Genomic DNA, 12,604 nt, shown 5'->3' with positions numbered 1-12,604 from the left:
TTGTATTGAACAGGAAAAAATTTGATGATAAGATGGACGGTAAGATCCCTGCATATCTATATGATAAGAAGAACAGCCTTAGAATGATTCTTTTTACGGCTCTCTTCGCGCTATTGTTTATCAATCTTTTTCAACCTTTCGGCTCCCGCGACTGGTATCCAGGTATTTCAGATATTAAATATTTTGCGTTTTCGAGTCTGATAATACTTACAGGAATGTTGGTTGTTGTAATCAGCCGTGTGATTCTTATAGCTTACTCAAACAGGCGGGATGTACTCTATTGGCAATACGCATTATGGATACTCTGCGAGATAGTGGCTATGGCTATCTTCTACACCCTATTTGCTAAATTCTTTCCCAAGGATGGGATCGTCAGGGATATATCCGAAATTTTCCGCCAGAGCCTTTTCAACACTACACTGGTGTTACTTTTGCCGTATTTAATCTCCTGGCTATATTTTTCATGGAAAGAGAAAAGTGCTTTGTTAGAGCATATAGGACATGAAAAGATTGCCGATATACATGCGAAAACTTTAATCGCTTTCCCTGATGAAAAAGGTGATCTGAAGATATCTATTATGCTGGAGAATCTACTTTATATTGAATCTGCAGATAATTATGCGACCATTTATTATCTGAACAAATCGAGGTTGTCGCGTTTTTTAATTCGTAACTCGCTCAAGTGGATGGAGGAGAACCTAACTAAAGAGACCCCCTTGGTTCGTTGCCACCGTTCCTACATAGTGAATATTGACAAGGTGAAGATATTGAAGAAGATAAAAGGAGGGCTTGTCCTGGAGCTTGACGCTGAAAGCACACCCGATATCCCTGTCTCAAAGACTTATTATGAAGAGTTTATGAATAAATTTTCACAATATACCGTGTAATTTAATAATCCTTTGGCTGTTACTTTTGTGCGTCCTTCATCCTATAACGGAAAGCAGCGTATAATTTAATAACCCTTTGGCGGGTGCTTGCTTAATCGCCATATAATCAGCGAAAAGGGATATTTGCCTTTATTCTGGCCTGTTATATTTGCAGTTAATCGATTATGCGGCGTATCGCGGTATTTTATTACCTGGCCATCTGCTATTGGGTATTGAATTGCGTGATATGTTGAAACTTTTTTGCCATACTGCTGGTTTGAGAAAAGAATCTAAATCTTAAATCATATTCTGAAATGTAAAAAACCTCAAGAAATAGGGTTAAATCGCTAATTTAGTATTACTTTTGCAATTGCAGCAGGTCGGTTTGTCGCTGCGACTTTTAACGTCGTGGAGGAAAGTCCGGGCAACGCAGAGCACCATACTTCCTAACGGGAAGCTGTTCGTGAGGGCAGTTAAGCGTAACAGAAAATAACCGCTCGGGTTTTATGCCGCGGGTAAGGGTGAAAAGGTGAGGTAAGAGCTCACCGGATGTTGCAGCAATGCAGCATGCCGTACGTGTTATGGGTTGCAAGGCCATGTATATCGGATATGTAGGGTTGCTCGCCCGATGCCGAGGGGTAGGCCGCTAAAGGAGAGTGGCGACACTTATCCGCAGATAAATGACAGACATCCCGACTCTTCGGGATACAGAACCCGGCTTACAGGCCAGCTGCTTTTTTATTAAGAAAAAAAATGGCAAAAAAAAACAAAAGATACGATCGCGAAGAGGAGGAAAAACCCGGCAGACTCGATCTTTTAAGGATCAGGATAAAAAAACTGATCCAATTTTTGTCGTTCGATATATGGCGTCAGAATCCCGAAACCCTTTCAAATAAAAAAAATATTCTTTATGATTCCATAAAGACGGTTATGCTAACTGTCCGTAATGTGCAGGAGCTTGATATTGCTGCCAGTTCCCGGTCGCTTACATACAGAACTTTACTCTCTATAGTTCCGTTGCTGGCAGTAATTTTTGCCATTGCTCGTGGATTTGGAATAGAGAATATAATGGAGAGCAGTATCTTTAACTTCATGCTTGGCGATGTTCATCATAGTGAGGTAATAGTACCCATCCCCGAAACACCAAGCGACAGTGTGAACGCTGTTCAGGTACACTTAGGAAATTCAAATATCACTGGTACCCCCGGTTCAGCCGATATAACTACCGCTATACCCGGAGAAAATGCGACCGCAGAGGAGAGAACCCGCGAGTTTCTGAACCTGCTGTTTCTGCTTATTAAAAAGTCGTTAGAAGAGGCGAAGGGTGGGGGAATATTTGCAGGAGTGGGTATTATGTTGTTTCTATATACTATAATTCTCCTTTTCGGTGATATTGAAAATAACCTGAATAAAATCTGGCAGGTGCCTAAAGGAAGAAGTATTGCGCGGAAAGTGACCGATTATTCCGCGTTTATACTGCTGATGCCAATATTTTTTGTTCTTGCCAATACCTTGAGTATCATCAGCTATCCTCAAAACAATACGTTGAAGATTATCTATATATTGTATCCTGTTATACCCCGCCTGCTGAATATTGTACCCTTTGTTTTAATCATTCTTCTGATTACTGTACTTTACAAATTTTTGCCGAATACAAAAGTGAAATTTACTAATGCTTTGCTTGCAGGAATAATTGCGGGGACAGCATTTCAGTTTTTTCAGATGCTCTATTTGAGCGGTCAGTTGTGGATTACCCGCTATAATGCCATTTACGGTACATTTGCCGCTATCCCTCTAATGTTGCTCTGGATTCAGACATCGTGGTTTATTGTTCTTATTGGCGCAGAGATATCCTATGCAGCACAAAATGTAAGGAAATTCTCTTTCGAGAAGGAGACGCGAAATATTAGCCGCAGATATAAAGATTTTTTCACGCTTATGATCACCACTGAGATAGTTCAACGTTTTGCTGAGGGGAAACCACCACTTACTGCTGATCACCTTTCGGTGTGGTGCAAGGTGCCGGTGCGGCTTACAAACGACATCTTGAATGAACTGCTTGAACTGAAAATTATCTCAATCACTCCTTCAGCGTCAGATGAGCGAGTGCCCGCATACCAGCCCGCATTCGATATTAATAAGATTACGGTGAACCTCCTGATTTCAAAACTTGATAAGCATGGATCGGAAGATTTCATGATAGATATAGAAGAGGAGTTTCGGGATCACTGGAACGCTTTGGAGAATACCCGTAAAAGTATGTTCGATGACAAAAATGATGTCTTGCTGAAAGATTTGTAAGTCGCAGTAATAATTTTATTTATCTTTGCAAAAATAATTAGCGAACGAAAAAGGCACATGAGTTTTATCAGTTCAATAGAAAGTGTAGGGGAATACGCGTTGCTGATGAAGAAAGTATTGTCAGTGCCGGATAGAATTAGAGAGTTCATGAAAGAGTTCATGAAAGGAGTTTATCAGCTGGGTGTCAGCTCTATCTGGATTGTGGTTATTATCTCTTTTTTTATAGGAGCTGTTATTGTTCTGCAGATAGCTTTGAATATCGACTCACCTATGCTGCCGAGGTTTACCGTGGGTGTTGTATCGAGAGAGATTATTCTGCTGGAATTTTCCTCCACCATTATGTGCCTTATCCTTTCTGGCAAGGTGGGTTCTAATGTAGCCTCTGAAATTGGAACAATGCGCATCACCGAGCAGATTGACGCACTTGAAATAATGGGAGTTAACTCTGCAAATTACCTGATATTGCCAAAGATAGCATCATTTGTTGCATTTATGCCAGTGTTGGTCGTTTTTAGCATGTTTACGGGAATGTTTGGAGGATATGTCATATGTATTGTTCTGGGGATACCATCAGTTGATACTTATGTATATGGAATTCAGGCATTTTTTAGAGAGTCACTTATCTGGTATTCCATTTTTAAATCGATGCTTTTTGGTTTCATAATTGCATCTGTGGCAGCCTATTTTGGGTACACAGCAAAAGGTGGCGCTCTAGAGGTGGGGCAGGCCAGTACCAATTCGGTGGTGATAAACAGCGTTTTGATTCTTGTTACCGACTTAGTGTTTACGCAGTTGGTGTTGGGGTAAAGGAATGGCTGTATGATAGAAATAAAAAATCTTACAAAAGAGTTTGACGGCGACGTTGTTCTTAACAATATAAATACTACCTTTTATAAGGGAGAAGTTAATATGATCATCGGGAAAAGCGGATCGGGGAAAACGATTCTGCTTAAATGCCTTGTCGGATTAATTACTCCTACATCTGGAGAGATATGTTATGATGGAAAGAATTTCATCGGCATGAAACCAGGTGAGGTTCGTCGACTTCGTCGCGATATTGGAATGCTTTTTCAGGGAGCAGCACTGTTTGATTCAAAGACAGTGCTTGAGAATGTGATGTTTCCGCTTGATATGTTTTCCAGGAAGAATAAGCGTGAGCGCAAAAAACGTGCAGAATTTTGCCTCGAGAGAGTCAATCTGCTTAATGCAGCCAGCCTTTATCCTTCAGAGATAAGCGGAGGAATGAAGAAAAGGGTGGCTATTGCGAGAGCAATTGCCTTGAATCCGAAATATCTTTTCTGCGATGAACCTAATTCGGGGCTCGATCCGAAAACATCTCAGCTTATAGACGAGCTGATTCATGATATCACAACAGATTTTTCAATGACAACAATAGTTGTATCTCATGATATGAATTCGGTAATTAATATTGGAGACAATGTTATTTTTATCAATGAAGGGGTAAAGGAGTGGGAAGGAAACAGGTCGGAAATAATGGATGCTGATAACGTAAAGCTTAACGATTTTGTGTTCGCATCTGATCTGTTTAAGAAGATAAAGGAGGCGGAAGATATAATTGCCGAAGATGAAAAGGGATAGGTGCGTTGAAAAGGAGACGGTTCCCGATTTAGTATAATGGGTGAGCAATTATTTAAGGCACAAATCAAACATTTCAGGAGGATCGTTTGTTATCAGTCTCGAGAATTCTATCCTTGTGTGGCAATTGTTGTCATACTCGTATTATCAAATAAACTATTTTAGGGCGGCGTTAAATAGAGCAGCCTATTTAATAATATTACACGTGATTACAAATATGTTAAAGATAAAGAATCTGCATGCGATAGTAGAAGATAAAGAGATATTAAAAGGTGTAGATCTGGAAGTAAAACCCGGCGAGGTTCATGCTATTATGGGACCTAATGGTTCAGGGAAAAGTACCCTTGCGTCTGTGCTCGCCGGAAATCCCAAGTATGAAGTTACCCGGGGCAGTATAATTTTCAATGGTAAAGATCTACTCGATATGGAACCCGAGGATCGTGCACGTGAGGGAATATTCCTTAGTTTTCAGTACCCGGTTGAGATACCCGGTGTGAGCATGGTTAATTTCATGCGTGCTGCTGTTAATGAACAAAGGAAATATAGGAATGAACAGCCGATTACTGCTTCCGATTTTCTGAAACTGATGCGCGATAAGAGAGAGTTGTTGGGAATGGACAGCCAGCTGGTTAACCGCTCGGTAAACGAGGGGTTTTCAGGTGGAGAAAAAAAGAAAAATGAAATTTTTCAGATGGCTATGATAAACCCACTCTTGTCTATTCTTGATGAGACCGACTCAGGACTTGATATTGATGCGTTGAGGGTAGTTGCTGACGGTGTGAATAAGCACCAGACCAAAGAGAATGCAACCATTCTTATCACTCACTACCAACGCTTGCTTGAATATATCAAACCAGATTTTGTGCATGTGCTGTATGCGGGTAAGATTGTTAAATCAGGAGGCCCCGATTTAGCCCTCGAACTCGAAAAAAGAGGCTATGACTGGCTGATAACTCCATATCCCAAAACCCATCTGTAAAAATGATTGAACAACAATATATAGATCTGTTTGAACAATACAGGAGTGAGCTGGACAGATATTCCTCAGAGGCGATGAACAGTTACCGAGATGCTGCTTTTGAAACCTTTAAGAATATTGGATTTCCCACTTCACAGAATGAAGATTACAAACACTCGAATATTGCACGAGCTTTTGATGCTGATTTAGGTTTGAACCTACGGAATATTCCTATTCCGGTTAATCCTTACGATGCCTTCAAATGCGATGTGCCCAACCTCTCTACAAACCTATATTTTCTTATAAACGACAGGTATTACGATAAAAACCAGCATTTGGAGTTTTTACCGGAAGGTGTTTTTGTAGGCAGTTTGCAGGTTTTTTCTGTTAATTATCCCGAACAGTTTGAAAAATATTATGCGAAAATTGCAGACTACTCGGATAATGGTGTTGTGGCATACAACACTATGTTTGCTCAGGATGGATTTGTAGTATATGTTCCTAAAAATGTTTCTGTTGATAAACCTTTGCAGCTTATCAATATATTACGCGGAGGCGTAGATCTGAATGTGAACAGGAGAATATTGATTATTGCGGAAGAGAATGCACACGTGAAACTGCTGGTGTGTGATCATACGGTTGACGATGTTAATTTTGTGGTGACGCAGGTTACAGAGATCTTTGCCGATGTGTCTGCACAAGTGGATATGTATGAGCTTGAGGAAAACTCAGTGAAGGTGACCCGCCTGAACAACCTGTTCAGTGAACAGAAAGAGAAATCCAATGTTGTTACAAGCGGTATTACCCTCCATAACGGATATACCCGTAACAACTATCGGTACCGCATTCTGGGCGAACATGCCGAAGCACACGCGGGAGGACTTGCCATATGCGATAAATCACAGCATATCGATAATTTCGCTTTTCTTGATCACTCCGTTCCTAACTGTACGAGCAACGAACTTTTTAAAACTGTTTTGCAGGATAAATCGACAGGGGTTTTCTGCGGAAAGATATTGGTGGAGAGAGATGCCCAAAAAACGCAGGCTTACCAGACTAACAGGAATCTGTGCGCATCTGAAGATGCCAGAATGTACTCAAAGCCACAGCTTGAAATATATGCTGATGATGTAAAATGTTCTCACGGACTTACTACAGGCCATTTAGATGATGAAGCGCTGTTCTACATGCGCGCAAGGGGAATAGACAAAGAAGAGGCGCGACTTCTGCTGATGGTGGCTTTTACTCGTGATGTGGTGGATCTTATACGTATTGAAACACTTCAGGAGAGGCTGGTTAACCTTATTGATAAGCGTTTCAGGGGCGAACTGATGCGATGCGGGAACTGCAATGTATGCAAATAGTTGATAGTAATGTTGAAAAGAGGAGTAATTTGAATAAAGCTGATATATACAAGATACGCGACGATTTCCCGATACTTTCACGTGAAGTATTCGGGAATCCACTGGTCTATCTGGATAATGCGGCAACAACGCAAAAGCCTCAGTGTGTGATAGACAAGATCACTAAAATGTACTGTCTCGAAAACGCCAATGTACACAGGGGGGTGCATTTTCTTAGCCAGGCAGCTACCGATGAACATGAGGCCTCAAGGAGAACGGTACAGAAATTTATCAACGCAGCTTCTTCCAACGAGATTGTGTTTACGCGTGGAGCAACCGAATCGATAAATTTAGTCGCTTCCTCTTTTTGCCGTAAATTCTGCAAGGAGGGTGATGAAATTTTGATTACCGCAATGGAACATCATTCCAACATTGTTCCTTGGCAGATGCAGTGCGATTATTACGGGTTGAAGCTGAAAGTGGCCCCAATAAACGCTGATGGCGAGCTGCTGACGGATGAACTGTCGAGAATGATAACGCCTCGTACCAGGCTTGTCTCTGTAACACATGTTTCCAATGTTTTAGGTACAATTAATCCTGTAGATAAGATAGTAAAGCTTTCGCATGCACAAAACGTGCCTGTACTTATTGATGCAGCCCAGTCTGTACAGCACTGCAGGGTTGATGTACAGCAGCTCGATTGTGATTTTCTGGTCTTCTCTTCACACAAGATATACGGCCCTACCGGTGTAGGGGTATTGTATGGTAAAGAGCGGTGGTTAAATGATCTTCCTCCATACCAGGGGGGAGGTGAGATGATTGAAAGCGTTTCTTTTGATAAAACCACCTTCAACAGCCTGCCCTTTAAATTTGAGGCCGGGACACCCGATTTTGTGGGAACAGCGGCCCTGGCTGCCGCTCTTGACTATCTCACTTCAATCGGAATAGATAAGATAGCCGCATATGAACATGAGTTACTGCAATATGCAACTGAAAAACTACTATCCATACCGGGACTACGTATAATAGGCAATGCCGGAGAGAAAAGCAGTGTGATCTCGTTTCTGGTGGATGGTATTCACCCATACGATATAGGTACATTGTTGGATAAGATGGGTATAGCGGTAAGAACAGGGCACCACTGTGCAGAACCCCTTATGCATGAGCTTGGCATAGAGGGAACCGTACGAGCTTCCTTTGCCTTCTACAACACAAAAGAGGAAGCAGACAAGCTTGTTAAAGGTGTTGAACGAATCGTTAAAATGTTCAGAAACGTAAAAAGATAACTATAGCATCTATAGTATCGTGCCAGAGATTGCTAATGGTATGATGGGAGAACTGCAGAGCATCGTTCCCGCTAAATTTTGTATTGAAGGAAGCAGCCTGGGTGCCACGCTATAAAACCGTTAACTTCACTAGCTTCCCATCCATTGAAGAGACATATAGTTCGCCTTTCTCTGTGGGCAGGATCATGTTAATCAGTCCGCTTGAGATGCGGTACTTCCATAAAAAGGTGCCATCAGATGCGCGATAAGCGTAGATCAGCCCTTTGTCGGTGGGAGCGTAAACAACTCCGTTTTTCTCCACAACCGGTGTGGGGGTAAGTTCGTAACCCATATCTTCACCCGATGAAACCCATTTCACCCTCCTTTCCGGAACGGTTGCATCAATAGCAATAATATTTCCATCCATTGTTTTGGCATACACCGTGTTGCCATCTTCAGAAATTCCAATCGATTCGCGTACCCGTTGCTCCGGATCGTTGTACCGCCATATTACCTCTCCCGTTTTTTCTGCCAGCACAGTCATGAATCTGTCAGGAGAGGCAAGATAAATACGCCCGTGTGTAATTACGGGAACAACCTGTGCAGGTGACAGCATTCTGTTAGTATGCCCGTTGCTCCAGATCCACCGTGAGTTGCCGGTTTTGATATCTATTGCGTAAAACTCATTTCCCCAGCTTCCGAAAAATAGCAGGGCCTCTATTATTTGCGGACGTGTCACTACAAAGTTTTCAACACTGTCGAACTTCCAACGGAGTTTTCCTGTGTTTACGTCCCATGCCCGGCAACAACCGTCGCCACCGGCAATCATTACCATATTATCTGCACAAGCGGCAGATGAGACCACCGGCTTGTCGTTTTTTAGTTTAAATAACTGCTTACCGTTTCGCACATCAAGTCCGTACAGGTAAGAGTCGGAAGAAGCACACCATACTTTGTTCTTGTATACCGTGGGGGTGGAGTAAATTTTACCTCCGGTGTTAAAGATCCATATAGTCTGGCCGTCAGCACTATTCGCAGCTTTTATCTCTCCGGCAGTGTTGGTGTAAATCAACACTCCTTCATGGATGAACATACCGCTGCCCATATCACTTTCCTCCTGTATGCTCCAAGCCTCTTTTACGTGACGATGGTTTATGTTAATGCTGTAGCCGGGCCTGGGAGAATCGCTTTCCCACCGTGGACGGCCATGTGTTGAACAGGAGAGCCACGGAGCACGAGTTTCTCCGGAGACAATCCGCTCCTGCAAAGAAACCTCTCCCGGGTTGACTGTTATTATATTGTAGCCGCCATAATCCTCTTTTGCACGAAGGTTGGATCGGCACATAGCAGCCTGCACGCCTTCAAAATTCATTGCTTTATTGGTATGTCCATGCCCGCAAAGCATCAACTGAACATTGTAGGGACGCAAAGCATCCATCACCTCGTACCAGTTGTTAAGTGAATTATCCATGGGGTAATGATTTACGTAGATAATAGGTGTATTGGTGTTGGTTTTCTTTAACTCTTTAAAAAACCATGTAAGGTTTTCACGTGGTATCTGCCCGGGCCCCATTCGCATATTAGGACCGGAAGCAAGTCCGATGAACTTATAACCGTTGTAATCAAAACCAAACGTTTCATTTCCGAACACCCTCAAAAAATCGTTTGTCCCGCTCTCCGACCAGTTGGAATCGTGATTCCCCGGCAGGATATGCCACGGCACATCCAGATCATCCAGCAGGCATTTTGCCATTCGTAATTCGTTATAGGAACCGAATTCGGTCACATCTCCCGAGACAATCACGAAAGCAATATCCTTTTGTGAATTTATATCCTTCACTGTACGGAAAAGGTCTTCATTATTATCAGGGCTTCCAATGTGTGTGTCGGTTATAAGTGCAAATTTGAAGGCCTCAGGCTGTGCTTGGGCAAAAATGGCAATTCCTGCAAAAATGGACAAAAACAGTGAAATAAACTTCTTCATAACTTGCTTTTTTTATTGTTAGTTGTCTATTAGATATTTTAAGGCCGTACAAAAGGCTGGCTTTACAAAAGACTGGCTTCTCATAAACGACTCAGGTCATGCCAGTTCAGGCTCGACCTTTTAAGGCGGTGCAAAATACGGGCAGGGTGACCTGAGATTTTTACAGATTAATTTTGCAAATCGTAATTATATAGTGTGTTTAATTACTGATTTTAAAGAACTCGCTGAAAAATAGTATCTGGTACTTTATTGCATTTGCCCAGTAATTCCAGTCGTGAATGCCGGGGCGGGAAATGTAATCATGAGGAATGTTCCTGTACAGCAGCTCTCTGTGCAAGCGTTCATTCACTTCGTAAAAGAAATCTTCAGTCCCGCAGTCGATAATAATACTGAGCTTATTGGGAGTAAGCAGATGAAGTAAACCCATCACGGTGTTATGCTCCCATCGTTCGGGAAACTCCTGTTGTGTTCCCAATCTTTTGGCAATATCCCAGTTGTCTGGAAAGGGGCGTATGTCAACACCCCCGCTCATGCTTCCGCAAGCACCAAACTGATCCTGATTCCGGAAGGCAAGGTACAAACCGCCGTGGCCTCCCATACTAAGTCCGGTTATGGCACGTCCTTCGCGTGATGCAACAGTGTTGTAATTTTTATCTATCCATGAGATCAACTCTTCAGCGACAAAGGTCTCATACTTAAAATCAGGATCAACGGGACTGTCCATATACCAGCTTCCATATGCCCCGTCGGGACAGACAATCATCATGTCATGCTTGTCAGCCAGCTCGCTGATTACAGGAAATGCTTTCACCCAGCTGCTATAATCCCCGCTATATCCGTGTAACAGGTAAAGTACAGGAGACGGGGTATCCGCTGAGCAGGAGGTGGGGGTTATTATAACCGCCTTGATCTCTTTCTTCATTGAAGGGCTGAACACTTTTACGGTATCTACCTTAGATGCATAAAGTGTTGTAACTGAAAAAATAGCTGTTAACAACCAGCTTAAATAAAAATTTTTAGACATAACAATTTTTTTCCCCAAAGATAAGCATTCATCGGTTATCCGGCTACTTTTTCTTTTACAAATCGCAATGTTTATCAGTTGTAAATAAACTTAAACAAAGTTAAAAACACGAATGTTACAAAAAAAACATGTACATTTGCAGCGTTTTTTGGGTGTCGGGTAGTAATACCTTATAGAATAGGACTTTACGCTTAAAAATATTAAAGCTGAGCTATCCCTTATGTACATTGCAGTACAGCGTTATTGATGTTTTTTTTAGAATTAAAAAATTGTAATGTTGTTATGTTAGTCTCCTATTAGAACCAAATCATTGAACAGTATTTAGATCAAGGGTTATCCTTTGTCCTTCTACCTCCGGAATGTGTTCCGCCGAAATTTTAAAAATCGTGTCCCTAATTTTAAGATAATAATCAATAAATTTTCGGCAATAATAAAATTACTCTTGGTAGTTGTCTTAAAAGTGAAGATAGTGTCGCAATAGTATAATTATTATTGTTTTTTATCAAGTAAAAAACTGAAGGTATTCCACAGTTTGGCCTTTATGTTTTTTGCGATATAATAGTGTGCTGACCAGATGTCTCGAAAATATAACGAAATGTCCGTAATGTGAATTTATTCGAATCATATATAATTCAAATTTTTTATAAAGTATCAAACAACAAAAAGATGAAAACAAAAAATTTATTTTTAACCGCTGCTATTTTAATTAGCGGTTTAGTGAGTGTAAATGAGGTGATGGCTGAAGGAACTCCTGCAAATGCCGACAATGTAACTTTAAATATCAAATTCAAGCCTATTCAAACTATCTCGGTTAATCCTTCCCAAAAGAATGTGGATATTGAGTATTACACTAAGGATGACTATAACAATGGTGTTTCTGTTACAAAAGAAGACCATCTTACTGTTTTCAGTACAGGTGGATTTACGGTGTCAGTGCAGACTAATGGTGATTTCACAAAAGGAACTGAAAATATTGCAGCTTCCGATATGGTTGTTTTGGCTGAAGCCGGATCTGATAACACAAGTGGTGGGACTTTTTCTTCAGTTAACTTATCGACTACACAAACCTCACTGATTTCTTCTGAAAAAGGTGGATCGGAATTGAAATACAATATAACTTATAACAACGAAGCAGGTGGAGGATATAAATATATCGACAAATATACCCATCCTGATACCCCAGAGTCTATATATACTGCTGATGTTACCTATACAATAGTTGCAAATTAGAGGTTAAACCGGAATTCAATAAATGGGAAAGAGTGAT

At 41.4% G+C, this 12,604-nt stretch carries 10 protein-coding genes and 1 other RNA gene; 9 read left to right on the top strand and 2 right to left on the bottom strand.

Features of this window, described 5'->3' with window-relative positions; genetic code table 11:
* Positions 1-5: 5 nt before the first annotated feature.
* The 8 genes from KDN43_RS03300 (at position 6) to KDN43_RS03265 (ending at position 8,350) form a co-directional block, all read left to right on the top strand.
* Positions 6-887 carry a LytR/AlgR family response regulator transcription factor gene (locus KDN43_RS03300; protein ID WP_238868267.1) on the top strand — a complete coding sequence of 294 codons (882 nt, stop codon included), beginning with the start codon at positions 6-8 and terminating at the stop codon, positions 885-887.
* Between the two features lie 351 nt (positions 888-1,238).
* Positions 1,239-1,604: RNase P RNA component class A (gene rnpB / locus KDN43_RS03295), an RNA gene on the top strand.
* A 15-nt stretch (positions 1,605-1,619) separates the two neighbouring features.
* A complete protein-coding gene (locus tag KDN43_RS03290) occupies positions 1,620-3,167 on the top strand; it encodes a YihY/virulence factor BrkB family protein (protein WP_238868266.1) in 1,548 nt (515 codons plus the stop codon).
* A gap of 57 nt (positions 3,168-3,224) precedes the next feature.
* On the top strand, positions 3,225-3,974 hold the full coding sequence (locus tag KDN43_RS03285) for an MlaE family ABC transporter permease (RefSeq protein ID WP_238868265.1): 750 nt from the start codon (positions 3,225-3,227) through the stop codon (positions 3,972-3,974).
* 12 nt (positions 3,975-3,986) lie between these two features.
* Positions 3,987-4,766: an ABC transporter ATP-binding protein gene (locus KDN43_RS03280; RefSeq protein WP_238868264.1), complete on the top strand. Its 780-nt coding sequence runs from the start codon at positions 3,987-3,989 to the stop codon at positions 4,764-4,766.
* 214 nt (positions 4,767-4,980) lie between these two features.
* Positions 4,981-5,742, top strand: a complete 762-nt coding sequence (gene sufC / locus KDN43_RS03275; RefSeq protein WP_238868263.1) for a Fe-S cluster assembly ATPase SufC — start codon at positions 4,981-4,983, stop codon at positions 5,740-5,742.
* Between the two features lie 2 nt (positions 5,743-5,744).
* Positions 5,745-7,085: a Fe-S cluster assembly protein SufD gene (gene sufD, locus KDN43_RS03270; RefSeq protein WP_238868262.1), complete on the top strand. Its 1,341-nt coding sequence runs from the start codon at positions 5,745-5,747 to the stop codon at positions 7,083-7,085.
* Positions 7,086-7,114: 29 nt separating this feature from the next.
* Positions 7,115-8,350 (top strand): aminotransferase class V-fold PLP-dependent enzyme, encoded by a 1,236-nt coding sequence (locus tag KDN43_RS03265; protein ID WP_238868261.1) that lies wholly within the window; start codon positions 7,115-7,117, stop codon positions 8,348-8,350.
* A 109-nt stretch (positions 8,351-8,459) separates the two neighbouring features.
* Here the strand turns inward: KDN43_RS03265 and KDN43_RS03260 are convergent, their stop codons facing one another.
* Both KDN43_RS03260 and KDN43_RS03255 read right to left on the bottom strand, forming a co-directional pair.
* On the bottom strand, positions 8,460-10,313 hold the full coding sequence (locus KDN43_RS03260; protein WP_238868260.1) for an outer membrane protein assembly factor BamB family protein: 1,854 nt from the start codon (positions 10,311-10,313) through the stop codon (positions 8,460-8,462).
* 199 nt (positions 10,314-10,512) lie between these two features.
* On the bottom strand, positions 10,513-11,337 hold the full coding sequence (locus KDN43_RS03255; RefSeq protein ID WP_238868259.1) for an alpha/beta hydrolase: 825 nt from the start codon (positions 11,335-11,337) through the stop codon (positions 10,513-10,515).
* A 666-nt stretch (positions 11,338-12,003) separates the two neighbouring features.
* Here KDN43_RS03255 and KDN43_RS03250 point away from each other — a divergent pair.
* Positions 12,004-12,567: a hypothetical protein gene (locus KDN43_RS03250; RefSeq protein ID WP_238868258.1), complete on the top strand. Its 564-nt coding sequence runs from the start codon at positions 12,004-12,006 to the stop codon at positions 12,565-12,567.
* The last annotated feature ends 37 nt before the right edge of the window (positions 12,568-12,604 follow it).

It is taken from the genome of Proteiniphilum propionicum (assembly GCF_022267555.1).
GTDB lineage: Bacteria > Bacteroidota > Bacteroidia > Bacteroidales > Dysgonomonadaceae > Proteiniphilum > Proteiniphilum propionicum.
This window is presented reverse-complemented; position numbering and strand designations above follow the sequence as displayed.